20 protein-coding genes are annotated in these 25252 nt (G+C 65.0%); 8 read left to right on the top strand and 12 right to left on the bottom strand.

Going from position 1 to position 25252, the window contains the following annotated elements:
- Positions 1 to 134 precede the first annotated feature (134 nt).
- Positions 135 to 4766: an RHS repeat-associated core domain-containing protein gene (locus LF63_RS15610; RefSeq protein WP_081945291.1), complete on the top strand. Its 4632-nt coding sequence runs from the start codon at positions 135 to 137 to the stop codon at positions 4764 to 4766.
- Between the two features lie 363 nt (positions 4767 to 5129).
- Here LF63_RS15610 and LF63_RS14305 read toward each other — a convergent pair whose 3' ends face one another.
- The 4 genes from LF63_RS14305 to LF63_RS14290 all read right to left on the bottom strand — a co-directional run bounded on the left by LF63_RS14305 (position 5130) and on the right by LF63_RS14290 (position 9948).
- Positions 5130 to 6662, bottom strand: coding sequence for a DHA2 family efflux MFS transporter permease subunit (locus LF63_RS14305; RefSeq protein ID WP_043104515.1), 1533 nt, complete (start codon positions 6660 to 6662; stop codon positions 5130 to 5132).
- A 127-nt stretch (positions 6663 to 6789) separates the two neighbouring features.
- Complete coding sequence (locus LF63_RS14300) at positions 6790 to 7980, bottom strand: EmrA/EmrK family multidrug efflux transporter periplasmic adaptor subunit (protein ID WP_043104226.1); 1191 nt, start codon at positions 7978 to 7980, stop codon at positions 6790 to 6792.
- On the bottom strand, positions 7977 to 9461 hold the full coding sequence (locus LF63_RS14295) for an efflux transporter outer membrane subunit (protein ID WP_043104512.1): 1485 nt from the start codon (positions 9459 to 9461) through the stop codon (positions 7977 to 7979). Before LF63_RS14295 ends, LF63_RS14300 begins: the two co-directional genes overlap by 4 nt.
- Before the next feature lie 28 nt (positions 9462 to 9489).
- Positions 9490 to 9948, bottom strand: coding sequence for a MarR family winged helix-turn-helix transcriptional regulator (locus LF63_RS14290; RefSeq protein ID WP_043104224.1), 459 nt, complete (start codon positions 9946 to 9948; stop codon positions 9490 to 9492).
- Between the two features lie 221 nt (positions 9949 to 10169).
- Between LF63_RS14290 and LF63_RS14285 the strand changes: the two genes are divergently transcribed.
- Positions 10170 to 11045 carry an MBL fold metallo-hydrolase gene (locus tag LF63_RS14285; protein WP_043104222.1) on the top strand — a complete coding sequence of 292 codons (876 nt, stop codon included), beginning with the start codon at positions 10170 to 10172 and terminating at the stop codon, positions 11043 to 11045.
- Between the two features lie 137 nt (positions 11046 to 11182).
- A complete protein-coding gene (locus LF63_RS14280) occupies positions 11183 to 11956 on the top strand; it encodes a sulfite exporter TauE/SafE family protein (protein ID WP_043104220.1) in 774 nt (257 codons plus the stop codon).
- A 147-nt stretch (positions 11957 to 12103) separates the two neighbouring features.
- Here the strand turns inward: LF63_RS14280 and LF63_RS14275 are convergent, their stop codons facing one another.
- The 8 genes from LF63_RS14275 to LF63_RS14240 all read right to left on the bottom strand — a co-directional run bounded on the left by LF63_RS14275 (position 12104) and on the right by LF63_RS14240 (position 19467).
- The gene (locus LF63_RS14275; protein WP_043104218.1) at positions 12104 to 12706 is read right to left on the bottom strand and encodes a YajG family lipoprotein; all 603 of its coding nucleotides are present in this window, start codon (positions 12704 to 12706) and stop codon (positions 12104 to 12106) included.
- A gap of 238 nt (positions 12707 to 12944) precedes the next feature.
- Positions 12945 to 13439 carry a DUF427 domain-containing protein gene (locus tag LF63_RS14270; protein ID WP_043104216.1) on the bottom strand — a complete coding sequence of 165 codons (495 nt, stop codon included), beginning with the start codon at positions 13437 to 13439 and terminating at the stop codon, positions 12945 to 12947.
- 164 nt (positions 13440 to 13603) lie between these two features.
- Complete coding sequence (locus LF63_RS14265) at positions 13604 to 14047, bottom strand: DUF1801 domain-containing protein (RefSeq protein WP_043104214.1); 444 nt, start codon at positions 14045 to 14047, stop codon at positions 13604 to 13606.
- Positions 14048 to 14059: 12 nt separating this feature from the next.
- Positions 14060 to 14545, bottom strand: coding sequence for a DUF2165 family protein (locus LF63_RS14260; protein WP_043104212.1), 486 nt, complete (start codon positions 14543 to 14545; stop codon positions 14060 to 14062).
- 192 nt (positions 14546 to 14737) lie between these two features.
- Positions 14738 to 15211 (bottom strand): GNAT family N-acetyltransferase, encoded by a 474-nt coding sequence (locus LF63_RS14255; RefSeq protein WP_152569386.1) that lies wholly within the window; start codon positions 15209 to 15211, stop codon positions 14738 to 14740.
- A gap of 461 nt (positions 15212 to 15672) precedes the next feature.
- Positions 15673 to 16257 (bottom strand): DUF1003 domain-containing protein, encoded by a 585-nt coding sequence (locus LF63_RS14250; RefSeq protein ID WP_043104211.1) that lies wholly within the window; start codon positions 16255 to 16257, stop codon positions 15673 to 15675.
- 59 nt (positions 16258 to 16316) lie between these two features.
- On the bottom strand, positions 16317 to 16892 hold the full coding sequence (locus LF63_RS14245; protein ID WP_043104209.1) for a GNAT family N-acetyltransferase: 576 nt from the start codon (positions 16890 to 16892) through the stop codon (positions 16317 to 16319).
- A 136-nt stretch (positions 16893 to 17028) separates the two neighbouring features.
- Positions 17029 to 19467, bottom strand: coding sequence for a S9 family peptidase (locus tag LF63_RS14240; RefSeq protein WP_043104207.1), 2439 nt, complete (start codon positions 19465 to 19467; stop codon positions 17029 to 17031).
- Positions 19468 to 19688: 221 nt separating this feature from the next.
- On the opposite strand from LF63_RS14240, the gene LF63_RS14235 reads away from it, so the two are divergent.
- From LF63_RS14235 to LF63_RS14215, 5 genes are all read left to right on the top strand, one after another.
- On the top strand, positions 19689 to 21785 hold the full coding sequence (locus LF63_RS14235; protein ID WP_235205384.1) for a prolyl oligopeptidase family serine peptidase: 2097 nt from the start codon (positions 19689 to 19691) through the stop codon (positions 21783 to 21785).
- A gap of 70 nt (positions 21786 to 21855) precedes the next feature.
- Positions 21856 to 22653: an energy transducer TonB gene (locus LF63_RS14230; RefSeq protein WP_043104201.1), complete on the top strand. Its 798-nt coding sequence runs from the start codon at positions 21856 to 21858 to the stop codon at positions 22651 to 22653.
- A 56-nt stretch (positions 22654 to 22709) separates the two neighbouring features.
- The gene (locus tag LF63_RS14225) at positions 22710 to 23408 is read left to right on the top strand and encodes an alpha/beta hydrolase (RefSeq protein WP_052395368.1); all 699 of its coding nucleotides are present in this window, start codon (positions 22710 to 22712) and stop codon (positions 23406 to 23408) included.
- Positions 23409 to 23458: 50 nt separating this feature from the next.
- Positions 23459 to 24505 (top strand): sensor histidine kinase, encoded by a 1047-nt coding sequence (locus tag LF63_RS14220; protein ID WP_043104199.1) that lies wholly within the window; start codon positions 23459 to 23461, stop codon positions 24503 to 24505.
- On the top strand, positions 24502 to 25209 hold the full coding sequence (locus LF63_RS14215) for a LytR/AlgR family response regulator transcription factor (protein WP_043104196.1): 708 nt from the start codon (positions 24502 to 24504) through the stop codon (positions 25207 to 25209). The genes LF63_RS14220 and LF63_RS14215 overlap by 4 nt, the downstream gene beginning before the upstream one ends.
- The last annotated feature ends 43 nt before the right edge of the window (positions 25210 to 25252 follow it).

Genomic DNA, 25252 nt, shown 5'->3' with positions numbered 1-25252 from the left:
CACATTGAGTATGAATGTACTATCAAAAATAGTGCCCGGAAGCGCTAAATTTTTTGAGGATTAAATTTTAAATTGTAAAAATAATATTTGACTGGATTAAGTTAGTGTTCATAATTTTACATTGAGGTTCAAGAATGCGATACGTATTTTTATTTTTCATGACATTTGTGGCTGGCGGGCTTGTGTTTACTGCTCAAGCTGATGACTTTGGATATCCAACTACAAGCAGTGGTGAATTTTACTCGCAAAGCGACGCTTATAATGCATGCGTGAAATTCAATCAAGAGCAACAGCAGGAATATGATAATGGCTTGGCTATATATGAATGTCGCGAAGCCAGTGCAACGATGTATGGTGACTGGGTCTTCCCAATCGGTGGGGCAACCTTTACTCCAAAATGGAATTATCCGCTGTGCTGTGGCGCGAATCAAGAATTTTCTTGGGTTCATGGGTTTACGGATGGGAGGGCTCCTCAGTCCAGTGTGGGGCATCCAAGGGCTAATTGTAGTTGTGGGGATCCGATCGAGACTACGATAGGGAATCGGTTCGAGGAATATACTGACGTAAAAGTCAAAGGTATTGGATCATTTGAGCGATATTACAATACGCTTTCTACCCAAAGTTCAGGGTGGCGTTTAGGTGCAAACTGGACCTATAGTTTCTCACGAAATCTGTATGTTTCTGGTGCCCACGTCCCTGACTACATCGCGACTAATGATCAAGCAAGTAATTTGTCAAAGATGCTTTTATTCGTTAATGCGATCAGGGATGATGGACGGCAGGAGGGATTTACGTCGAGCTATAACGCGGCAGGTCATGCTTGGGTGCCGACAGATCCAAGTAATCATGACAGTTTGGTGCAAAATTTCGATCAGAACAGTAACGTTGTGGGTTGGACATTATTCAGTGCCCAGGATCTAAATAAAGAAATTTATAATGCAAGCGGTAAACTTATTAAGATTGTTAATAAATCTGGACAGTCAATAAATTTCACTTACACGCAGGTCAATGACCCTTCGGAAGGTGTTGTCGATAGTGCATTAGAAACGATAACCGGTGTTTCGGGTCGAGTCATAGTGCTGGGCTATGATAGTTCGGGCTTGCTTGCGTCATTGACGTTGCCGGATGGCAGCAGTGTCGATTACGTGCATGATTCTGATAACAACCTTGTATCAGTGATATATACGGACGGAAAATCTGAAAATTACAAATATGACGAGTCGGGCAATACGGGTGGAGCAAATTATCCGAACTTGATGACCGGCATTATTGATGAGGCGGGAGTGCGTTACGCAACTTATCGATATAGCGGGCTGTTGCCTGTGTCGTCGGAAAATGCAGGTGGCGTAAATGCAATGCAATCATCGATTAGTGCGAATTATAGTACAAACACGAATACATTTACAGGGCCGTTGGGTCAAAAAGCATCCTTCACATGGGCTCTTGTTAATGAAATTCCGCGGACAACGAGCATCACGTATTCGTGTGACGGATGTACAGCACGGAAGGTTTTGTTCAGTTATGGCGGCTCCGGTGATTTGCAGCAGAAAACTGATCGTGTAGGCATCGCTACAAACTACAGTTATGATTCAATCGGTGATGGCCTTCGAGTAAAAGAGATTGATGCATCCGGTACAACGAGCCAAAGAACTATTAATACCTCCTGGGATCACTCCCTGCGTGAACCTACTTTGCGATCTGTACAAAATTCTTCCGGTGAAACAGTCTCCAAGACGCAATGGATTTACAATGCCCGCGGTCAAGTATTGGCCAAGTGCGACATCGATGACGCCCAGGCCAGCAGCTACACCTGTGCCGCCACCGGCACGCCGCCGGCCGGCGTGCGCCGCTGGACCTACACCTACTGCGATGCCGTCGACACCACGCAATGCCCGCTGGTCGGCCTGACGCTGTCGGCCACCGGTCCGCGCACGGATCTGACCCAGACCACCACCTACAGCTACTACCTGGACAGCGCCACGACCGGCTGCACCACGCCGGGCGGCGCCTGTCATCAGCCGGGCGACCTGCACACCGTCACCGACGCACTCGGCCACGTCACCAGCATCGACTCCTACGATGCCGACGGCCGCGTTACCCGCACCACCGATCCCAACGGCGTGCACACGGACCTGACCTACACCCCGCGCGGCTGGCTGGCCTCGCGCAGCGTGGGTGGTGCGACCACCAGCTTCACCTATACGCCCTACGGCGCGGTGGCCTCGATCACCGATCCGGACGGAGTGACCACCAGCTACACCTACGACGACGCCCATCGCCTGACCGACATCACTGATGCGCAAGGTAATTCCATCCACTACACCCTGGATGCGGCAGGCGACAAGACCCAGGAGCAGGTGCTCGACAGTACCGGCACGGCCCTGCGCACGACCTCACGCACGTTCAACACGCTGGGCGAGCTGACGTCCGTGGTCGACGGCCTGAACCACACCGTGTTCAACGCCGGCTTCAGCGACAGCTACGACGCCGACGGCAACCTGGTGCACAGCGCCAACGCGCTGGGTATCGAGAAGGAGATGGGCTACGACGCGCTGAACCGTCTGGTCAGCGTGATCCGCAACTACAACGGCACCGATACCGACACCGCCAACACGCAGAGCACCATGGCCTACGACGCGATGGATCGCGTCACCGGCGTCACCGATCCGGACAACCTGTCCACGATCTACACCTACGACGGCCTCGGCGACCGCACCAGTCTGCAGAGCCCGGACACCGGCACCAGCAGCGACACCTACGATGCCGCCGGCAACCGCCTCACGCACACGGACGCGAAGGGCCAGGTCGACACGTCCACCTACGATGCGCTGGATCGTCTGGCGACCCAGCAATACGCCGACAGCACGCTGGACGTGACCTACCACTACGACGAGGCCGACGCTGTGACGGGCTGCAGCGGTTCGTACCCGGTCGGCCGTCTGACGCGCATCGTCAAGGGCGACACCACCACGACCTACTGCTACGACGCGCACGGCAGCGTCACGCAGAAGACGCAGAACCAGAACGGCACGCTGGCGAGCGTCGCCTACGGCTACACCAGCGGCGACCGTCTGCAAAGCGTGACCTACCCGGACGGCACCGAGGCCGACTACGCCTACGACAGCGACGGGCGGGTGCAGTCGCTGAGCCTGATTCCGCCCGACCACACGCAGGCCACGGCCCTCGCTGCGGTCAGCGGCATCAGCTACCTGCCGTTCGGCCCCATCGCCAGCTACACCCTGGGCAACGGCCAGACGATCACGCGCAGCTACGACGCCGACTACCGTCTGACCGACCTCACCAGCCCGCTGCTGAACCTGCACTACGCCCGCGACACCCTGGGCAACATCACCGCGATGGGCAGTGCGCCGGGCGCGAACCCGGCCAGCGAAAGCTACGGCTACGACCCACTGCAGCGCCTGAAGGCCGTCACCGAGAGCGACGGCAGCACGCTGGAGAGCTACACCTACAACAAGACCGGCGATCGCCTGAGCAAGACCGGCAGCGGCCAGGCGACGGGCGCCTACAGCTACGCGGCCAACACGCATCACCTGATCGAAGTCGGCACAGCGCCGTACAGCGTGGACGCGGACGGCGAGACCACGTCGATGCAACGCGCGGGCACGACCTACAGCTTCACCTACAACGCCCGCCAGCGCATGGCGACGGCGCAGGAAGGCGCAGGCACGCCGGTGGCCTACACCTACAACGCCCTGGGCGAGCGCATCCGCAAGACCGCCAACAGCATCGTCACCGACCGCTTCCAGTACGACGAAGCCAGCCATCTGCTGAGCCGCAGCCGGACCGACGGCACGCGCGACTACATCTGGCTGGGCAGCCTGCCGGTGGCCGTGGTCGATCAATCGGCAGCCAACGGCGCCAGCACGGAAAGCTACGTCGTCGCCGACGACCTGGGCAGCCCGCGCGTGGTGACGGATGCGAGCGGCAACCAGATCTGGAGCTGGGCCAAGCAGGGCAATCCGTTCGGGGAACAGCAGCCGACCAGCGGGTCGGGGTTTGTGTTCAACCTGCGCTTCCCGGGGCAGTATTACGATCAGGAGGCGGGGCTTGCGTACAACCTTAATCGTACTTACGAAGCAACTATCGGGCGATATATCGAGAGTGATCCGACGGGGCTTGTTGGTGGGGTTAACACGTATAGCTATGTGGGCGGAGGCCCTTTTAGCTACACCGATTCACGAGGGCTTCAGTCGGCTCCTATTCCAGGGAGTACCGTTGACATACGCACGGCGATGTTGCTCGGTGACTATGCCTACGCGAACCAGGGGAGTCCAATTGCGCCAAGTGGCGCCAGTTTGCCCGATCCAAATGTCGAGCGAAATATGAGCATTGCGGCTCATGGCTATTTGTCACTTTTTGCTGGCGTTATGGGTGGAGAGCTATTGGGGGCACTTGCATGCCCTGAGACGACTCTTGCAACTGAGGAAGTAACAGGCTCCTCCCTGCAAGGATTTAGGCTTTCTCAGCAGCTCAGTGCAGAACAAGCAGCCGGTGTTCGAGCCCCAACTCGCATTGAGAGCTGGTCTAACCATGTTTTGAAGCAAATTGCTGGTCGTGATGGTGGTATTGGGATTCAAAGGTCGGCATTAGAAGATGCTTTTGAGAACCCTTATGAGATAAGGTATGCATCGAGTAAATATGGTCCAACATTTCAGTACGTAGGGCGTAACGCAACCATTATTGTAAATTCAGAAGGCAACGTTGTTACAGGTTGGGCGACCAATAGCGCGGGAACGAGGCTTTAATGATGGCACCCCTAACATCACGTCAGAATGACATTCTGAGGTCAATTGGTGAGAAATCAAGCGAATCCGAGAGGTTGTTACTGGACCTTACTATTGACGGAGTCTTGCCTGCTCGTGATATCGAAAATGTTTGTCTCATAATCAACAAGGAGTATTTGATGGAGGGGATTAATAGTGATTATAGCCCAAATGAATATGGGCTTGAGCTTGAGGGGTTGATTGACGAAATCAACCGACCGCGACTCATGGAGTGATGATAGCTGTAGGTCCAATTGATAAGAAATAGCGGTTCCAGATTCACTTATGAATAAGGCCGCCCGGAGGCGGCCTTTGCATACTGTCTTGTTTGCGTAGCAGTGGGCCTCAGTGCGCCCCGCCACCTGCAGGTTTCCCGCCCTTTGCTCCGAACGGAGGCTTGGCCAGCCAGATCACCGCGATCAGGCTGATGAAGACCCAGCCGAGCACGTGGAAGACCTCGTTGAAGGAAATCTGGAAGCTCTGCTGGGTGATCATGCCGTTGATGATGCGGCCGCCGAGTTCCGGGTTGCCGTGGCCGAGGGCCTGCATGGCGGCGCGGGCCTGCGGGTCGTAGGCGGTGATGTGTTCGGTCAGCTGTGCGTGGTGGTCCACCGCGCGGCGGGTCCAGGCGAAGGTGGTGATGGAGGCCGCGAAGCTGCCGCCCAGGGTGCGCAGGAAGGTGGCCAGGCCGGAGCCGGAGGCGATCTCGTCCTGGCGCAGGTCCGACAGCAGAATGGTCAGTACCGGCATGAAGAACAGCGCCACGCCAAGGCCTTGCCACAACTGCACCATCGCCACGCTGCCGAAGTCGACGTCGAGGTTGAAGCCCGAGCGCATGAAGCAGGTCGCGCCCATCACCAGGAACGACAGGCCGGCGAGGATGCGCAGGTCCATGCGTGTGGCGTATTTGCCGACGAAGAAGGTCAGCAGCACCGGGATCACGCCCAGCGGCGCGGTCGCGTAGCCGGCCCAGGTCGCGGTGTAGCCGAGGTTCTGCTGCAACCACAGCGGCACCAGCAGGGCGATGGCGAAGAACGCGGCGTAGGCCAGCACCAGCGCGATGGTGCCGGCGGTGAAGTTGCGGTGGCGGAACAGTTTCAGGTCGACGATGGGGTCGTCGTCGGTCAGCTCCCAGATCAGGAAGATGGCCAGTGAGATCACCGAGACGATGGTCATCACGACGATGAAGGTGGAGTGGAACCAGTCCGCGTCGTTGCCCTTGTCCAGCACGACCTGCAGCGCGCCGACGCCGATGATCAGCGTGATCAGGCCGACGTAGTCGATCTTCGGGCGCTGGGTCTTCTCGACCTTGGCACGCAGCTGATTGCCGATCACCACGCTGGCGAAGATGCCGATGGGTACGTTGATGAAGAAGATCCACGGCCACGAGTAGCTGTCGGTGATCCAGCCACCGAGGATCGGCCCGGCGATGGGCGCGACGACGGTGACCATCGCCAGCAGCGCCAGCGCCATGCCGCGTTTTTCGGGCGGGTAGACGCCGATCAGCAGGCTCTGCGTGATCGGGTACATCGGGCCGGCCACTGCACCCTGGATGGTGCGGAAGATCAGCAGCATGCCCATGCTTTGCGAGACGCCGCACAGGAACGAGGCCAGCGAGAACAGCAGCGTGGACCACACGAACAGCTTGGTCTCGCCGAAGCGGCGCGTGAGGAAGCCGGTCAGCGGCAGCGAGATGGCCATCGCCACCGCGAACGAAGTGATGACCCAGGTGCTCTGGTCGTTGCTGACGCCGAGGTTGCCGGCGATGGTGGGCAGCGACACGTTGGCGATGGTGGTGTCCAGCACCTGCATGAACGTGGCCAGGGACAGGCCGATCGTGGTCAGTGCCAGATTGGGGGGTCGAAAATGCGTTTCCATGACGGGCATGTCCGGGGATCGGTGAGGGGCGTCGGCTTCAGGTCCGACGGCGTGCGTGCGGATGCACTTTCCCTGTCTCCGGCCGCACGGGCGGCCGGAGGTGTCCTGTGTCTGACGGGGCGGTCAGTCAGTGGTGCTTCGCGTGCCCCATGTTCTGGTGGATGATTCGCGCGATCAGCGTGTTCGCGTCATTCATCTGCTTCTGGTAGACGTCGGTGGTGAACAGCGGCTTGGTCGGCGCCTTCTGCGGCAGCACCGGGCCGTTCTGGTCGTGCAGGTTCACCGACGCGGTCATCGACAGGCCGATGCGCAGCGGGTGCTTGGCGACATCCTGCGGGTCGAGGCTGATGCGCACCGGGATGCGCTGCACGATCTTGATCCAGTTGCCGGTGGCGTTCTGCGCCGGCAGCAGCGAGAACGCGCTGCCGGTGCCGATGCCGAGGCTGACGACCTTGCCGTGGAACGCCACGTCGCTGCCGTAGAGATCGGATTCCAGTTCGACCGGCTGGCCCAGACGCATCTTGTCGAGCTGGGTTTCCTTGAAGTTGGCGTCGACCCAGACCTGATGCAGCGGCACCACGGCCATCAGCGGCAGGCTCGGCTGCACGCGCTGGCCCACCTGCACGGTGCGCTTGGCTACATAGCCGGTGACCGGCGCGACCAGGGTGGTGCGGGCCACGTCGAGATAGGCCGCGCGCAGCTTGGCGGAGGCCGCCTTCACGTCCGGATGCGAGGCGACCACGGTGTCGTCGACCAGCACCTTGTTGCTGTTGTACTGCTGCTCGGACGCATTCAGGGCGCTCTGCGCGGCGTCCAGCGCGTCACGGGCGTGGGCCAGTTCCTCGCTGGAGATGGCGCCGGTCTTGGCCAGGTTCTCGCGGCGCTTGTAGTCGGCGCGGGCCTTGTCCAGCGCGACCTGGCGCGCCTTCATGTCGGCCTGCGCGCCTTCGACGCTGCTGTACAGGCCACGGACCTGACGCACGGTGCGGGCGAGGTTGGCCTCGGCGGCGTCGAGCTGCACTTCGGCATCGCTCGGGTCCAGCTTCACCAGCACCTGGCCGGCGTGGACCAGATCGCCGTCGTCGGCGCCGATGCTGACCACGGTGCCGGGCACGCGCGGGGTGATCTGCACCACGTTGCCGTTGACGTAGGCGTCGTCGGTATCGGCGTACCAGCGACCCTCGAAGACGTACCACAGGGTCCAGCCGATGGCGGCCAGCACGATGACGATCAGCAGTGCCCGCAGCAGGAAGCCGCGGCGGCCCTTCTTGGACGCTTCTGCATTCTTGGTTTCGGCGGTGTTCTGCTCGTTGCTCATGGGGTGCCTCGGGAGGAGTCGGTGTTCGCCGCCGCAGCGGTGGGGGAAACGTCGGTGGAGGAGTCGTCGGCCGGGCGGTAACCGCCGCCCAGGGCCTGGATCAGTTGCACGGAAAGATCGACCTGCTCGGCATGCAGGGCCGCGGCGTTCTGCTCGGCGGCGAGCAACTGGCGCTGCACGGTGAGGGCCTGCAGGTAGCTGCCGATGCCGGACCGATAGCGGTCCATCGCCAGCTTCCAGGCTTCACGCGCGGCGTCGAGGGCGCGCTGCTGGGCGTCGGCCTGTTCTTTAAGCGACTGCACGCCGTCGAGCTTGTCGGCGATGTCGTCGAGCGCGCCGATCAGGGTCTTGTTGTACTGCGCCACGGCCATGTCGCGCGCGGCGTCGCGGCCGGCGAGGTTGGCGCGCAGGCGGCCGCCCTCGAAGATCGGCAGGCTGACGGCCGGCGCCACCTGATAGAAGCGCGCGGGCAACTGGAACAGGTTGGTGCCGCCGCCGGCCGCCAGACCGGCCAATGCACCCAGGCTCAGGTTCGGCAGGAAGCGCGTCTTGGCGGTCTTGATGTCCTTGCTGGCCGCTTCCACGCGCAGGCGCGCGGCGACCACGTCCGGACGATGACCCAGCAACTGCGCCGGCAGCGTCGAGGGCAGGGCCACGGCGGCCGGCGTCAGCGGTTGCGGACGGGCGATGTCCAGACCGCGGTCGGGTCCCTGGCCCAGCAGCACGGACAAGGCGTTGCGGGCGGCGCTGACGCGGCGATTCGCGGCGGCCAACTGCTGCTCGGCCGTGGCCTGTTCGGCGCTGGACTGCTGCAGCTGCAGACGGCTGTCGATGCCGGCCTGGACGCGTTGCTCGGTCAGCGTGCGCACGCCGGTGGCGCGTTGCAGCTGTTCCTTGGCGAGGTCCTGCTGTTTGCAGGCGTAACCCAGCTGCGCGTAGGCGCGAGCCACGTTGGCCGACACTTCCAGGCGCGTGGCCTGGGCATCGATGGCGGCGGCGCGGGCGCGACCCACGGCCGCTTCCCAGGCGGCGCGTTCGCCGCCCCACAGATCAATGTCCCAGCTGAAGCTGAGATAGCCGTACTTGACCCAGCTGAAGTGGCCGCCGAGCGGTTCCGGCACCAGCGTGCTGGGCAGGCGCGCGCCGGCGATGCTGGCGCCGGCGTTCAGCGTCGGCTGGGTCGCGGCCTCGGCGGCGCCGGCCTGCGCCTCGGCGGCGCGTGCGCGGGCACGGGCGATGGCCAGGTCCGGGTTGTTCTTCAGCGCTTCGCCGATCAGACCGTCCAGTTGCTTGTCGCCCAGCGCGGTCCACCAGTCGGCGGCAGGCCAGTCGCGGGAGACGTCGGTCTGGCCGAGGCTGCGCGAGGCGGCCAACTGATCGGCCTGCAGCGGCTTGGCGTCCGAATGCAGCCCGCCGGTGCTGGCGCAGCCCGCGAGGACGGCGGTCAGGGCCGCGGTGAGCAGAAGGGATGTGCGTCGCATGGAATTCATTGCCTAGGCAGAATTTGATTCATCCGGTGGCGCGCAGGGCCGCCAGGACACGTTCGAGGGAATCCATCAGTTGCACGCGCTCGGCCGGCGAAAGGGCCTGCTGGGCGCGTTCCAGCGTGCGTTCGTGGGCCTTGGCCATGTGTTGCCAGGTGGCCATGCCGGCGTCGGTCACGGCGATGCGCAGCGAACGACGATCCTGTTCGTGCGGTTGCCGGCGCACGTAGCCCTTGGTCTCCAGCTGGTCGATCACGCGGGTCATGGCGCCGGCGTCATGGTCGACGGCGCGGGCCAGCTCGCCGGCGCACATCGGGCCGTCCAGGGCCAGACGCTTGAGGGCCAGGAACTGCGTGAAGCGAAGATCCACGCCTTCCTCCTGAAGGGCGGCTTCGAGCGCACGGACCAGCTCGGTGCGGATCATGCTGATCAGCAGGCCGAAGCTGTGTTCAGGGGCTTCCGATGGGTTCGAGGGCTTTTCCATGCCGCACATAATATAGACGAAGTTATAATTGTCAAGGCAACAATGTGTCAGGCAGGTTTCTCCCCGGAATGCACGCAAACACGCCACTGTGCTTGTGTAATGGGGTCATGGCCTTTATATTAGAACTATTGAATATAAAGACGGCGGCATGATTGAACGCGACGACGGCCGAAACATCGCCGCTCGCGTTCGACGTCCACGCAACAAGAGGAGTCGTGCACATGAGCAAGCGTCCGCAAGTGAAGCCTTTCTTCGATGAGGCCAGCAACACCTTCAGTTACGTGGTCTGGGATGCGGACACGCGCGATGCGGCCGTAATCGACAGCGTGCTCGATTACGATCCCGCCTCCGGCAGCACGCACTTCGACGGCGCGGATCGCATCGTTGCGTTCGTGCGCGAGCAGGATCTGCGCTGCCAGTGGATCATCGATACCCACGTGCACGCCGATCACCTATCGGCGGCGCCGTACCTGAAGCAGATCCTGGGCGGGAAACTGGGCATCGGCGAGCACATCACCACCGTGCAGGACACCTTCGGCAAGCTGTTCAATGCCGGTCCGGCGTTCGCCCATGACGGCAGTCAGTTCGATCATCTGTTTCGCGACGGCGAAACCTATCGCCTCGGCGAGATCGAGGCGGTGGCCCTGCATACGCCGGGGCATACGCCGGCCTGCATGACGCACGTGATCGGCGATGCGGCGTTCGTCGGCGACACCATCTTCATGCCGGACTACGGCACCGCGCGCTGCGATTTTCCGGGCGGCGACGCGCATGTCCTCTACCGCTCCATCCAGCGGCTGTTCGAGCTGCCGGACACGACGCGCGTGTTCCTGTGCCACGACTACAAGGCGCCCGGCCGCGACACGTTCGTGTGCGAGACCACGATCGGCGAACAAAAGCGCGCCAACATCCACGTGCACGAGGGTGTCGCGGAGGATGCCTTCGTGACCATGCGCGAAGCGCGCGATGCGAAACTGTCGATGCCGACGCTGATCCTGCCGTCGGTGCAGGTGAACATGCGCGCCGGGCAGCTGCCGCCGCCCGAAGACAACGGCGTGCGCTACCTGAAGATTCCGCTCAACCAGTTCGGCGACTGAACCGGCACGCGCTGCTTTCTGCCGCCGCGGCCTGCGGGCGCGGCGCAGTCGTCGTACATTGGTTCGTTCGCGCGGGAGCGCCTGATGCGTCGATCGTCGCGTGCGGACGACGCGCTCATATAACGAGGACACACCGGATGACCGTTTCTCTGGATATCGTGGCCGTGCTGTGCGGCAGCCTGGTCGGTTTTTCGTTGGCGCTGATCGGCGGCGGCGGCTCGATTCTGGCGGTGCCGCTGCTGCTGTACGTGGTCGGTGTGCGCGATCCGCATTTGGCCATCGGCACCAGTGCGCTGGCGGTGTCGGTCAACGCCTTCGCCAACCTGATCCCGCATGCGCGCGCTGGACACGTGCGCTGGAAGGCGGCGTTCGTGTTCGCGCCGGCCGGCATCGTCGGCGCCGTGATCGGTTCGAGCATCGGCAAGGTCGTCGACGGCCAGCGCCTGCTGTTCCTGTTCGCGGTGCTGATGCTGGTGGTGGCCTTCCTGATGGTGCGCGGCCGCCGCAACGGCGACGGTGGCACCTGGCCCAAGCCTCACATGATGCCGCGTCTGGGCGCGGTTGGTGTCGGTGCGGGCGCGCTGTCGGGTTTCTTCGGCATCGGCGGCGGGTTCCTGATCGTGCCGGGACTGATGTTCGCCAGCGGCATGGAAATCATCTACGCGGTCGGCACCTCCCTGTTCGCGGTCGGCGCGTTCGGCCTGACCACGGCGCTGAACTACGCGGTGTCCGGCATGATCGACTGGACGGTGGCGCTGGAGTTCATCGCCGGCGGCGTGCTCGGCGGCTGGCTCGGTGTGCTCGGCGCGAAACGCCTGGCGCGCACGCGCGGCGCGCTCAACTTGATCTTCGCCAGTGCAATCGTGGCCGTGGCGATCCTGATGCTGTGGCGTACGGCCAAGGCGTTCTAGTGCGCGCGAGTTCGCTGCGACGCTGCGGGCCGAGGCGTCGATGTCCGCCGCAAACTTGTGCGTCACGCTCCGTCCCCGCAAGCAGCGTCGACGTCGTCGAAGCGCTGCGCGTTCCCGCATGCGTGCACATGCGGGAACGCTGACGGTTCAGGCGCCGGTGTGGCCGCCCTGGCAGATGAAGGCGCCGCCGTTGGTGGAATGCGGCCGACGCAGGTCGAGCGGCGCAATGCGGGTGGTATGCCCGTCGAAATCGCGCGCCACGAAGCGCAGCGAGAGTGGATTGTCGAACGACCGGTAGCTGGCCGGCAGTCGCAGTTCCACGGACGCCAGCGCGGAGCGCTGCACGGTGCCGCTCGACGGCAGCCGCTGAATGTTGAAGCGGGCTTCGCCGCCGCGGCCGAACGATTGCGTGTTCGAGGTGCCGTTGGGCGGTTCGGGCTGGAACGAGACGATGCGCAGGTCGGGCGAGAAACTGCCCGTGCGCGGTTCGGCGATCACGTCGATGGACGCCAGGCCGCTGGTATCGCTGGCCGTGACCAGCATCGTTACGACATCTTCGTTGTAGCGCTCGCGCAGCACCAGGCACGAACGCAGATCGTCGCCGGAGTGGACCGACAGGCTGCCGCCTTCCAGGCCGCGCGAGAAGGTGACGTTGATGTCCGGGCCGGTGTCGTTGGCGATGGGCGCGCCCGCGCAGGCGCTGAGACCGGCGGCGCAGAGCGCGCCGAGGATGAGGGTGTGCGTCTTCATGGCTGAACCTCCTGTACGGGCCCCGTTGATCGAGCGCGGGCCCCGCCGTTGGTGATCCGCCCGCGGATGAGCGGGGCGGACACACCCTAGGAGGCGTTTCGGGTGCGCGACAATATCTCTTCGGTCGTGCGCGAAGGACGACATGAGAACCGCTTGCCGACCTACCCGGATGAGGGGCGATGCCCACGCCGGATGAGGGTTCAGACGGACCGTGCAGGCGGCGTGCACCTACGCTCGATCACCACTCATGCGTGTCCGGTCCGCCCTTGAAGGGCCCGCGGATGTTGGCCGTGACCCAGCCGCCGTAGTAGTCGCCGGGCTGCGATTCGACAAGTTCGTTGTCGACGTAGCAGGCGTCCATGCGTCCCGGGTAGAACGCCAGATGATGCGCCAGTTCGCCGAATGCGCGCGTGGGTTCCGGATAGCTCCAGGCGGCGCGTTCGGCGACGCGATCGCCGACCTTGACGTTCCAGTAGAACGCCAGCCCCTTGAACTCGCACAGCGACTGGCCGTGGGTGGGGCGGAGATAGGTCGCAATCACATCCTCGACGGGCAGGTAGTAGGTCGGTGGATGACTGGTTTCCAGCACCCGGTATCCGCGGATGCTGTCGGCGATGACGCGGTCGGCGAACACGACCTGCAGATGCGCCTGCACGGGCTCGATGCGTGGCGGTCGTGGATAGTCCCAGACCGATTCGGTCTCCCTGACCGTTGGCGCAACAGATTCGTCCATGGCTGCTCTCCCGAACGTCCCCCTCGGGACGCGCTGCAGTGGGCCTGCGCGTGCGGACCCCTCATCCATGGGTACGCGGCGCATCGGGAACAGGATGCACGAAACGGAAGCAAAAGTGTGATGACCGTCCACAAAACACCGGACGCGGCAAGTAACGGAACGCGCTAGTCGACGTGCGTGGCGGCGCGCACGCCGCCGGGACGGCGGCCGATTTCGGCGAAGGCGCCGGCGATCAGCGCCTCCAGTGCCGGGCGATCGACGCGGTCGAGACGCCGGATGTACAGGCAGCTCTTGCCGGTGCGGTGCGGCCCCAGCCGTTCCAGCAACGCCTCCTGGCCGTCGAATCCCGCCATCAGGTAGATGCTCAAGGCATCCTTGCGCGGTGCGAAGCCGGTGGCGAAGAAATCGCCCTCGCGGCCGGATGGATAGCGGTAGTGGAACGCGCCAAAACCGATCATGCCCGGTCCCCACATCATGGGCGCATGCCCGGTGAGGCGGCCGAAGATTTCCAGCAAGGTGCGGCATTCCTCGCGGCGACGCGCATCGGGTATCGAGTCGATGTAGTCGTCGACGCTGGCCGGTGTGGGCAGGTTCTTGTTCGCGCTCATGGAGCAGGACCCTCAGGTGTCGGCGCGCTGGACGATCAGCAGGACCAGCCCGGCGGTGACGGCGTAGACGAAGGCGTCCTTGAAGGAGCCGTCGCCGAGGGTCGTCTGCCACATCTGGAACAGCGCGCCGCCGAGCACGATGAAGCCGCCGAACCAGACCAGCATCGCCATGCCCGGTCCGAGCACGGCGTAGGTCTTGGCGGCGTTGAAGTCGGCGGCCGTTCGCTTGCGTGCGACCCACAGGTCCCACGCGCCGCGCAGCGAAAGCGCGCCGACCAGGAATTCGCCGCACAGGATCAGCACGAACGCCAGCACGGCCCAGCCGTGGCCGAGCGCGGGCACGATGTGCTGCGGGTAGATCGCGTGCTCGCGCATGCCGATCACGTAGGCGATGGCGCCGAGGCCGGCGTTCCAGTTGGCGAGGTTGCCGGCCACGTACAGCCAGCCCTGTAGGCCGACAAAGGCGACCAGAGCGATTTTCAGGTAGCGAATGGCCATGCGGCACTCCTGCGTCGAATCGAACGGGGTCGTGCGTACGGTCGTGCTTGAAACGGGAGGACGGTGCGGCGCGGCGTGCGCGGCGGTCTTCACTCGTGCGCGAAGGTATAAAGCGCGCGCGGGCCGCGGACAAGTCGAACACGCTCGGCCATGCGGCCTAGCAAAAACGTCGGAGGGGCGTGTCGGCGCGGTTCAGGGCGTGTCGGCGAGCGATTTGGTCAGGAACACGCTGTTGGGGTCCGGCCGGTAGGCGGCGAACGGCGGGCAGGGCGTGAAACCGTGGCGCGCGTAGAGCGCACGCGCCGGTCGGAAGAAGTCCATCGCGCCGGTTTCCAGGCTGAGTCGAAGGTAGCCTCGGCGGCGCGCCTCCCGTTCGATGTGCTCAAGCAGCGTCGAGCCGATGCCCTGTCCGCGGCACGCCGCGTCGATGCGCATCGACTTGATCTCGCCGTGCGCGGGGTCCAGCGCCTTCAGCGCACCGCAGCCGACCAGCGCGTCGTCGCGATGCACCGTCCAGAAGGTGATATCCGGTGCGCGCAGGCCGTCGAGGTCGAGCGCGTGCTTGCTTTCGGGCGGTGATACCGCGCGCATGTCCTGCAGATGCGCTTCCAGAAAGCGAGCAACCGAGGGGCCGAGTCGTGTATCGAGGCGGATGGTCAGTGGCATGGTGCGAAATGCCAGGGAGGCGTATGGGGGAAAGTTGCCATGGTACGTACCACAGACGCTCTCTGCAGTTGCCCAACGCCCTTTGGTCGTACCAAGGCACTTCCTACGCTTGCATCGCAGCCACTCCTTTCGGTGGCACCGCAGGCACTCCCTACGGTGGCATCACAGGCACTCCCTACGGTCGCACCACAGGCACTCCCTTTGGTCGTCATCCCGGCGCACGCCGGGATCCAGTGCCTTTGCTTTTCGGTCGGTGGCACGTCACTGGGTTCCTGCTTTCGCAGGAATGACGACCAAAGGGAGTGCCTGTGGTGCGAGCGAAGAGCGTTGTGTGCGATCCAGGAACTCGTCTGTGGTGTGATCGCCCGAAGTGCTTTTGGGTGCGGTCGAGGAGCGCCTGCGTGGCAGGCTTTCGAGGTGCTTCGTGCGGCGTTCGAGAGGCCCCGTGCAACCTGGGCGTGTCAGCGGTCGCGGGAGGCGAGGCGTTTTTCCAGCGCCTCGATGGCGGCTTCCTGGCGGCGTGCGATCTCCAGCAGTTCGGCCAGTTCGGTCTCGCGCGTGGCGTTGATCTTCTCGTGCACCTGCAGAATTTCCAGCTCGGCGCGCACGTTCACTTCGTAGTCGTTCTTGGCTTGCGCGCGGTCGGCGTCGGCCTGGCGGTTCTGGCTCATCATGATGACCGGCGCCTGCAGCGCGGCCAGGCACGACAGCGCCAGGTTCAGCAGGATGTACGGATACGGGTCGAAGGCTTCCTTGTGCAGCACGAAACTGTTGAAGCCCATCCAGAGCGCGAGAAAGAACAGGAACAGCAGGATGAAGGTCCAGCTGCCGCCGATTTCGGCGATGCGATCGGACAGGCGTTCGCCGAAGCTCAGGCTCTGGTCGAATTCCTTCAGCACGTTGCGCGCGATGTGTTTGCGGCTGATGAAGCGCTCGACGATTTCGCGCTCGTCCGGCGGCAGTTTCTCCAGCTCGGTCGCCATCAGCGTTCGGGCGGTCGCCTGGCGGTCGACCCAGGTACGGGGAATGCGGGGCGTGATGGGCATGACGGACTCCGTGCGGAAGGTGCAAGGCGGGGAGTCTACTCCGCGTGCGAAGGGTGTCGTCAGTCGCGCGGGATGGGTGCGACCCCGGCTTCCTCGCGTTCGGGCAGATTCAGGCCGTACAGCAGCACGTCCTCGAAGCGGTCGTGCTTGCGAACGTGGCGCGCGAGGCGGCCTTCGTGGGTCATGCCGATCTTTTCCATGACGCGCGCCGAGCCGGGATTGCGCGCCAGGCAGTGGGCGACGAAGCGGCTCAATCCCCAGGTTTCGTGTCCGAACGCGAGCAGGCGCGCGGCGGCTTCCGTGGCGTAGCCGTGGCCCCAGTGGTCGACGCCGATCCAGTAGCCGAGTTCGGCCAGGGCGTCCCGACGGTTCACGGCGATCAGCGACACGGTGCCGACCAGCTGCGCGTCGTTGCGCCGCGTCACCGCGAACACGACGCGGCGCGCGGCGGCGAAGTCGTCGGGTTGTCCTGCGATCCACGCTTCGGCCGCGCCGTCCGGGTACGGATGCGGGATATGCATGGTGGTGTCGGCGATCCGCGCATCGCCGGCCATGCGCTGCACCGCGGCCGCATCCTGCGCCGCGAAGGGGCGAAGCAGAAGGCGTTCGGTGGCGAGCGTCGGCTGCGGCGTCATGCGGGTATCGGTCCGGTGGCGAGGAGACGCCTGCGAGTGTCGGTCATCGCGTGGATCGTGACCAGTCGCGCCGAAAAAAGCGGGCCGAACTCGCGCAGGCGAGTCCGGCCCATGAAAGCACGCGTGTGCTCGCCGGTCAGTGCGCGGCGGTCGCGGCGTCCTTCTTGTTCAGCACGAAGCGCGTGAACAGATCGTGGATGCGGGTGTATTCGTCGCGCCAGGAATCGGCGTGCACGAAGCCGTGGCGCTCCATCGGGTACAGCGAGATCCAGAAGTTGTGCTTGTGCAGCTCGATCAGGCGCTGATACAGACGGATCGAGTCGGTCGGCATCACGTTGTTGTCGATCAGGCCGTGGCAGATCAGCAGCGGGTCCTGCAGGTTCTGCGCGTACTCGATCGGCGAGCTGATCTTGTAGGCCTCGGGATCGAGCTGCGGGTCGTTGAGGATGTTCGAGGTGTACTCGTGGTTGTAGCTGGTCCAGTCGGCCGGCGGACGCAGCGCCGCGCCGGCGGCGAACTGGCCCGGCGCGCGCAGCAGCGCCATCTCGGTCATGAAGCCGCCGTAGCTGCCGCCGTACACGCCCACGCGCTGCGGGTCGACGTGGTAGTGCTTGACCAGCCAGGCCTTGCCGTCGAGCAGGTCTTCCAGTTCCGGATGACCCATGTGGCGGTAGATCGCCGTGCGCCAGTCGCGGCCGTAGCCTTCCGAGCCGCGGTAGTCCATGTCCAGCACGACGTAGCCTTCCTGCGCCAGCAGGTTGTGGAACATCTGCTCGCGGAAGTAATACGACCAGCCCTTGGTGACGTCTTGCAGGTAGCCGGCGCCGTGCACGAACAGCACGGCCGGGTGCGGTTTGGAGGCGTCGAAGTCGGCGGCCTTGTACAGCTTGGCGTAGACGGCGAAGTCGCCATGGCTGGACGGTACCTGCACGATCTGCGGCTCGATCCAGTGCATGGCCTTGTACTTCGCCGTGCGGGTGTCGGTCAGTTCGCGACCGCCGTGGCCGTCGACGTCGATGACGGCGAGCTGATCGGGCACGTAGGCCGACGAATGCAGCACCGCCAGACGCGTGCCGTCGGGCGACAGGCGGAACGGCACCGGCGTCTCGACGTCGTACATGCCTTCGTAGGCGGTCACGCGCTGCAGGGTGCCGCCGTCGGTCGGCACGCGGTAGACGTCGTAGGCATACGGCGCCTGCTTGTTGGCGAGCACGTAGAACCACTGGCCGTCCGGCGAGGGCTGCGGCGTGCGCACCTCGAAATGGCCGGAAGTCAGCTGCTTGGCGCGACCGTTCAGCGCCTTCACGTACAACTGCGCGTAGCCGGTCTGTTCGCTTTCGTACCACAGTGTGTGGCTGTGCGGAACGAAGCCGAAGCCGTTGTAGTTCCAGTTGATCCAGGCGTCGTCGTGCAGGCGGTGTTGCGGCGTCAGTGCGTGCTTGGCGAAGTCGACGCTGGCGATCCAGCGGTCCTTGTTGTCGATGGCGCGGAACATGACCGCCGCGGCCTGGCCGTCGTCGCTCCAGGCCAGCGTGGCCGGACCGTAATCGGCGATGCGCACGCCGCGGGTCTTGGGCGCGTCGAGCGCCTTCGCTTCGGCGTCGTGGCCCTGCTTGCGCAGTTCGGCCTGGCGCTTGGCGCGCAGCGCGGCCAGCGGATCGTCGTGGATGCCGGGCAGGGCGTCCAGCGACAACGCGTACTGCTTGTGCGCGCTCAGGTCGAGCAGCACCAGCGACTGCGGCGCGGGATCGTTGCGGCCGACGTAGGTGCGCGCCTTCTCCGGGTGGATGTAGCCGGAGTCGGTCACGTAGTGGTTCACCACTGGAGACTTGCCGCCGTCGTAGCCGGCGGGCTGGGTGACCACGATCATCCAGCGGCCGTCAGGCGACAGTTCGGTATCGGCGATCTTGACGCCGGTGCCGAGCCAGAACGGTTGTGCGGCGCGGGTGCCGTCGGTGCGGTCGAGTTCGCGGTCGCGTGCTTGTTCGGCGTCCTTCTCGGCCTTCATCTGGCGCAGCGTCGAGAACAGGCTCAGCTGCAGGCGTTCCATCTGGTCGGGCTTGGCGTCCTGCGGGTCGTCGGCGGTTTTCAGCACGGCGACGCTGGCCGTGGTGCCGGTGCGCAGGTCGTAGGTGCTCCAGTCGTTGCCGGCGCGGTACTGCACGGTGTCGCCGTCGGCGCTCCACTGCACGCCGCTTTCCGGCTGCGCGGTGCGCGTGATCTGGGTCAGCTTGTGGGTGGACAGGTCGCGCACGAACACGTCGCCATGGCGCAGGAACGCGGCGCGGGTGTGCTGGCGGTTGAAGACCGGATCGCCGTCGGCATCGGCCTGCTGCGCGCCGTCGAGCTTGACGCTCTTGCCGCTGCTCGGATCGACGCGGTAGAGGTCGCGGATGTCGCTGCCCTTGCGCTTGAGCCGGTAGTAGATGAACTGGCCGTCGGCGCTCCAGTGCGGCGATTCGACGGCCGGGCCGATCCAGTCCGGGTCGGCCATGATCTGGTCGACCGTGAGCCGTGCGGCCAGCGCGGGCGCGCAGGTCAGCGCCAGCGCGGCGAAGAAGGCGATACGACGCATGCGTGTTTCCCCAGTGCGGACAAACCCCGAGGATACCGCCTCGCTGCGCTGCTGCACGCGGTCTGTGCCGAAAGTCAGGGGTCGAGCCGGGACGCGCATGGCGCTACGCTTGATGGTCTGTGCAGTCCGTTGGAGGTGTCACCACCATGCGAGTCTTCCCGCTTGCCGTTGTTGCAGCGCTGATCATGGGGACGGGCATCGCCCACGCCCAGGATGGCGCCGTGCATACCCGTTCCTCGACCGAGATGACCCTGCTCGACACGAAGGGCGCGCCACCGGAGGTGCCGCCGCCGCACACCGCGCGTCATGCCGCCAGCAGCACGCTGCACGGCGTCGTCGTGCAGGATCCGTACCGCTGGCTGGAGAACCCGGACGATCCGGCGGTGCAGCAGTGGATCAAGGCGCAGAACGGCTACACCGAGCATGTCATCGACACGATGCCGGGCAACGAGGCGCTGAGCAAGCGCGTGCGCGCGCTGGCGATCACCTCGACCACGCGCTCGGCGCCGCGCATGGCCGGCGGCACGCTGTTCTACATGCAAGAGACGCCGCCGCAGCCGCAGCCGGTGCTGATGGCGCAGGCCTGGCCGGACGGCAAGGCGCGCGCGTTGGTCGACCTGAACAAGGACGGCGGCGGCGAGGCGATCACCGCCTACTGGCCTTCGCCCAGCGGCCGCTATCTGGCCTACGGCACCGCCGAGGGCGGCAGCGAGCTGACCACGATCCACGTGCTCGACGTGAAGACCGGCCAGTCGCTGGCCGACACGCTGCCCTACGCCGGCGGCGGCACCACGCCGCAGGGACTGGCCTGGGACGCGGATGAGCACGGTTTCGTCTACGTGCGCTTCCCGCTGCCGCCGTCCGGTCAGGACGTGAAGCAGTTCAATGCCGAACTGGTCCATCACACGCTGGGCGCGTCGGCCGGTAGTGACAAGGTGGTGTTCGGCAAAGGCTATTCGGAGGTCGCCGAGTACCGTCTGCTGAGCTCGCCGGGCGCGAAGCGGCTGGCGGTGCTGGCCAACATCGGCGACGGCGGCGCGGCGGAGGTCTACGTGCGCCGTGACGGGCATTTCCAGAAGCTGCTGGGCCGCCGCTCCAACGTGCGCGGCGCGAGCTGGATCGGCCAGCGCCTGGTGCTGGAGGAATTCGCCGCCGCGCCGCGTGGTCGTCTGCTGGTGCGCGAGCCGTCCGGCGAACTGCATGTGCTGCTGCCGCCGGCGAAGGGTGCGGTGCAGGGCGTGACGCCGATGGGCGACGGCTTCGCCGTGGTGCGCAGTTGGGGGCCGGACTGGTGGATCGACCAGTACGACGACCACGCCAAGTTCGTGCGCCGCGTGCCGCTGCCGAAGAGCGGCATCGGCATCGGCGGCATCGCCGCCGAGCACGGCCGCGAGCATGCGCTGATCAGCTACGGCGGCTGGGGCTTGCCGTCGCGTTGGGTCGATTACGACACCAGGACCGGCAAGCTGACCACGGTGTTCGAGGTCAAGCCGGCCAGCGACGCCTACGCCAAGATTCGCGTGCAGCGCATCGACGGCGTGTCGAAGGATGGCACGCACGTGCCGGTCACCGTGCTGTCGATGCCGGGCGTGACGCCGAACGGCAAGCGCCCGACCATCCTGTACAGCTACGGCGGTTTCGACATTCCGATCACGCCGCACTTCGTCGGCCCGTATCTGGCCTGGCTGGAACGTGGCGGCGTGCTGGCCTACGCCAATATCCGCGGCGGCAACGAGTTCGGCGAGGCCTGGCATGCGCAGGGCCAGAAGCTGCACAAGCAGAACGTGTTCGACGACTTCTACGCCGCCGGTCAGGCGCTGAAGAAGGCGCACTGGACCGACACCGCGCACCTGGGAATCATGGGCGGCAGCAACGGCGGCCTGCTGATGGGCACGCAGATCGTGCAGCACCCGACGGCGTACCGCGCGGTGGTGTCGATGGTCGGCATCTACGACATGATCCGCCACGAGACCAATTTCGCCAACGGCAAGTACAACGTCAGCGAATACGGCTCGGTGTCCGATGCGGCGCAGTTCCGCGCGACGCTGAAGTATTCGCCGCTGCAGAACGTGAAGCCAAAGACGCCGTATCCGGCGGTGCTGATGACCACCGGTGCCAACGATCCGCGCGTGGCGCCGTGGCAGTCGCGCAAGTTCACCGCCGCGCTGCAGAACGCCAGCAACTCCGGACAGCCGATCCTGCTGCTGACGCGCATGCACGCCGGCCACGGCATCGGCGCGCCGTTCGCGCAGCGCGTGGGCAACACGGCGCTGGCGCTGGGTTTCTTCGCCGGCGAACTGGGCCTGGATGTACATTGAAGCGGTATCGTCCGACGGCGACGACGCGTGTGCGCCGTCGCCGTCGGGCCGGCGCATGACAGGAGGCACGATGAAAAAGGCATGGTTTGCAGGCGTGATCTGTTCGCTGTTGCCCGTGTGCGCCATGGCCGCGCAGGCAGGGGCTTCCTACCGTTACGTGGTCGGCGTGGACGTCAATGCACAGGGCGGCGTCACCGACGTACAGGTCCCGGCGGGCGTCTCGGCGCCGATCGGCAAGCTGCTCGATGCCACGGTCCGTCAGTGGCACTTTCATCCGGCCACGCTGAATCATCAGGCGCAGCCTTCGCATACGTACGTGTACCTGCGGATGGACATGCGCAAGACAACGGACGGTCGCGGCATGCTGTTGTTGCGTTACACCGCCAATGGGCCGCGCTTGAAGCCCGGGCAGAGCATGGTTCCCGAGTACCCGGCGAACGAGCGTCGGCAGCATCGATCAGCCTTTCTCCGTTTGACGGGTGAGGTGATGCCGGATGGTCGGCTCGATCACGTGAAGATTCAGAATCTCGTAGCGGGCGAGCGCGTAGACGGGGATTTCCGTGCCGCGGTCATGGCCATGGCCGAGAAGGCGCGCTTCGAGAGTGTGACCATCGGCGGTACGCCGGTCGCCACGACGGTCAAGATTCCGGTGTATTTCGCTTTGCGGGATGCTCGGGGCGGATCCGCGATTGCGGTCGATCACAAGCAGTGGCTTTTCCTGAAGAAGCTGCAGGCCGAGCGCAAGGCGCAGGATGACGCGGCCGTTGCCGCCAGCAGCATGCCGCTGGATTCGGGACAGGTCGCCAGTGTCGACGGCCCGCTGCGGCCGGACCGCATTCTCCCCGTCAAGGTGCGGCTCACGCCCTGAAAATGTTTCGCCGAAGGCGCTAGGCTTTGGCGTTTCTCAAAGCCAAGAAGATGCCCATGACGCTGCTCGAAACCGTCGAGAAAGAAACCGCCGCCGCGCCCACGCACAGCATCCTCTGGCTGCACGGCCTGGGTGCGGACGGCCACGACTTCATGCCGATCATTCCGGTACTGACGGCGCCGGAATGGCCCGCGCTGCGGTTCGTGTTCCCGCATGCGCCGGTGCGGCCGGTGACGGTCAACGGCGGCATGGCGATGCGCGCCTGGTACGACATCAAGGGCATGGACATCGCCGACAAGCAGGACGCGGACGGCATCCGCGCGTCGGTGCAGGCGGTCGAGGCGCTGATCGCGCGCGAGGTCGAGCGCGGCGTGCCGGTCGAGCGCATCGTGCTGGCGGGTTTTTCCCAGGGCGGCGCCATCGCGCTGAACGCGGGCCTGCGTCATGCGCAACGGCTGGCGGGCATCGTCGCCTTGTCGACCTATCTGCCGCTGGCCGCATCGCTGGCCGACGAGCGCGCCACGGCCAACGCGCATACGCCGATCTTCTGGGGGCACGGCAGCCAGGACCCGGTGGTGCCGCAGGCGCTGGGCGAGCAGTCGCGCGACATGCTGGCCGGACTCGGTTACGCCGTGGACTGGCACAGCTATCCGATGGCGCACCAGGTCAGCGTCGAGGAGATCGCCGATCTGCGCGCGTGGCTCGGCGCGCGTCTGCACGCCGAGCATGCGGCGGATGACGGCGCAAACGGGTAGAGTGCGTTCATCTCTTGCGCCGACCGGGGCGGTGTGCAGACGATGAAGCCATGAACCGCAGCCATCGAGACCGCGACGACACCCGCGTGCCGCTGCCGGACCTGTGCAGCGTGCAGGGACTGTTCGCCCTGGTGCTGGTGGCCGGGATCACGATCACGGTGATGCAGCTGGCGCCGGGCGTGCGGCCCGGGTGGCGCGCCTTCAGTGTCGGCATGTTGTTCGCGGTGTGGCTGTCGATCGTGCTGGCGGCTTCGGTGTGCATTCTGCGGCCGTGGTTCGAGCGGCTGCCGGCGGCGTTGCCGTACCTCGCCGTCTGGTCGTGGATGCTGCTGATGACGTTGCTGTTGAGCGCGCTGATCGGCTGGATCGATCACGCGCTGCGTCTCGGGCTGACGCGTCAGTCGACGCTCGCTTTCAGCGTGGTCAACGGCACCCTGGTGGCGCTGATCGCGGCCGCGCTGCTGCGCTATTTCTACGTGCTGATGCAGTGGCGCGCGCGGCTGGCGGCGGTTTCACGCGCGCAGGTGCAGGCGTTGCAGGCGCGTATCCGCCCGCATTTCCTGTTCAACAGCATGAACACGGTGGCGGCGCTGGTGCGGGTCGATCCCGGCGCGGCCGAACGCACGGTGGAAGACCTCGCCGACCTGTTCCGCGCGGCGCTGGCGAGCGACAGCGAGGGCACGCTGGGCGAGGAGCTGGATCTGGTCGACCGCTACCTCGACATCGAGCAGCGCCGTCTCGGCGATCGCCTGCGCGTGCAACGCGACATCGTCGATCCGCCCATCGACTTCACCTTGCCGCGCCTGCTGCTGCAGCCGCTGGTGGAGAACGCGGTGCGTCACGGCATCCAGCCCAGTCGCGAGGGCGGCACGGTGCGCATCGCGGTCGATGCCGATGAACACGAGGTGCGCATCGCCATCGACAATTCGGTGCCGCGCGAGCCGGTCACGACGCTAGACGAGGACGGTCACGGTCACGGCCTGCACAGCGTGCGCGAACGCATCGCCTACCACTACGGCGAGCGCGGCCGATTGCAGGTCGAAGACGCAGACGGGCGCTACGCGGTGCGCGTGATCTTGCCGAGGGGCGCGGCATGAAGGTCGTCATCGTCGACGATGAACCGCTGGCGCGCGCGCGCCTCGAAGCGCTGCTGGGCGAGTGCGGGGGAGCGGCCGTGGTCGCCAGCGTCAGCGACGGCGAGGCGGCCCTGGTGGCGTGTACCCAGGAACGACCGGACCTGCTGTTGCTGGACATCAACATGCCCGGCATGGACGGCACGACGCTGGCGCAGCGCCTGGCGCGGCTGCCGCGTCCGCCGCAGGTGGTGTTCTGCACCGCCTACGAGCAGTTCGCGCCGCGCGCCTTCGAGCTCGGCGTGGTGGACTATCTGCTGAAGCCGGTGCGCCTGGAGCGGCTGCGCGAGGCGCTGGAACGGGCGCGTGTTCGTATGGGCGCGGCGCCCGGTGCGGCGCCGGCGCTGACCGCGCGCTCGCGCGACGAAGAGCGCCGCATTCCGCTGGCCGAGGTGATCTTCCTGGTCGCCGACGAAAAGTACGTCACCGTGCATCACGATCGCGGTGAGGCGTTGATCGAGGATTCGCTGCGCCAACTGGAACAGGCCTGGCCCGAACATCTGTTGCGCGTGCACCGCAACTGCCTGGTCGCCAGCGCACGTCTGCTGGGCATCCGCACCCTGGACGACGGACGCAGCGTGGTGCGTCTGACCGGCACCGAGCAGACGCCGGAAGTCAGTCGTCGCAGCCTGCCCGCGGTGCGCAAGCATCTGCGCGGCGAGGTTTGAGATCGAGCATCCGGTGGAGCCGCGTGGCTGCGGACCGTAGAAT

It is taken from the genome of Oleiagrimonas soli (assembly GCF_000761445.1).
In the GTDB taxonomy this organism is placed as follows: Bacteria; Pseudomonadota; Gammaproteobacteria; order Xanthomonadales; family Rhodanobacteraceae; genus Oleiagrimonas; species Oleiagrimonas soli.
This window is presented reverse-complemented; position numbering and strand designations above follow the sequence as displayed.

Bases quoted from the DNA above. Each gene is read 5' to 3' on its own strand.
- LF63_RS15610 (WP_081945291.1), top strand. From the start codon at position 135: ATGCGATACGTATTTTTATTTTTCATGACATTTGTGGCTGGCGGGCTT.
- LF63_RS14305 (WP_043104515.1), bottom strand. From the start codon at position 6,662: ATGGAAACGCATTTTCGACCCCCCAATCTGGCACTGACCACGATCGGC.
- LF63_RS14300 (WP_043104226.1), bottom strand. From the start codon at position 7,980: ATGAGCAACGAGCAGAACACCGCCGAAACCAAGAATGCAGAAGCGTCC.
- LF63_RS14295 (WP_043104512.1), bottom strand. From the start codon at position 9,461: ATGCGACGCACATCCCTTCTGCTCACCGCGGCCCTGACCGCCGTCCTC.
- LF63_RS14290 (WP_043104224.1), bottom strand. From the start codon at position 9,948: ATGGAAAAGCCCTCGAACCCATCGGAAGCCCCTGAACACAGCTTCGGC.
- LF63_RS14285 (WP_043104222.1), top strand. From the start codon at position 10,170: ATGAGCAAGCGTCCGCAAGTGAAGCCTTTCTTCGATGAGGCCAGCAAC.
- LF63_RS14280 (WP_043104220.1), top strand. From the start codon at position 11,183: ATGACCGTTTCTCTGGATATCGTGGCCGTGCTGTGCGGCAGCCTGGTC.
- LF63_RS14275 (WP_043104218.1), bottom strand. From the start codon at position 12,706: ATGAAGACGCACACCCTCATCCTCGGCGCGCTCTGCGCCGCCGGTCTC.
- LF63_RS14270 (WP_043104216.1), bottom strand. From the start codon at position 13,439: ATGGACGAATCTGTTGCGCCAACGGTCAGGGAGACCGAATCGGTCTGG.
- LF63_RS14265 (WP_043104214.1), bottom strand. From the start codon at position 14,047: ATGAGCGCGAACAAGAACCTGCCCACACCGGCCAGCGTCGACGACTAC.
- LF63_RS14260 (WP_043104212.1), bottom strand. From the start codon at position 14,545: ATGGCCATTCGCTACCTGAAAATCGCTCTGGTCGCCTTTGTCGGCCTA.
- LF63_RS14255 (WP_152569386.1), bottom strand. From the start codon at position 15,211: ATGCCACTGACCATCCGCCTCGATACACGACTCGGCCCCTCGGTTGCT.
- LF63_RS14250 (WP_043104211.1), bottom strand. From the start codon at position 16,257: ATGCCCATCACGCCCCGCATTCCCCGTACCTGGGTCGACCGCCAGGCG.
- LF63_RS14245 (WP_043104209.1), bottom strand. From the start codon at position 16,892: ATGACGCCGCAGCCGACGCTCGCCACCGAACGCCTTCTGCTTCGCCCC.
- LF63_RS14240 (WP_043104207.1), bottom strand. From the start codon at position 19,467: ATGCGTCGTATCGCCTTCTTCGCCGCGCTGGCGCTGACCTGCGCGCCC.
- LF63_RS14230 (WP_043104201.1), top strand. From the start codon at position 21,856: ATGAAAAAGGCATGGTTTGCAGGCGTGATCTGTTCGCTGTTGCCCGTG.
- LF63_RS14225 (WP_052395368.1), top strand. From the start codon at position 22,710: ATGACGCTGCTCGAAACCGTCGAGAAAGAAACCGCCGCCGCGCCCACG.
- LF63_RS14220 (WP_043104199.1), top strand. From the start codon at position 23,459: ATGAACCGCAGCCATCGAGACCGCGACGACACCCGCGTGCCGCTGCCG.
- LF63_RS14215 (WP_043104196.1), top strand. From the start codon at position 24,502: ATGAAGGTCGTCATCGTCGACGATGAACCGCTGGCGCGCGCGCGCCTC.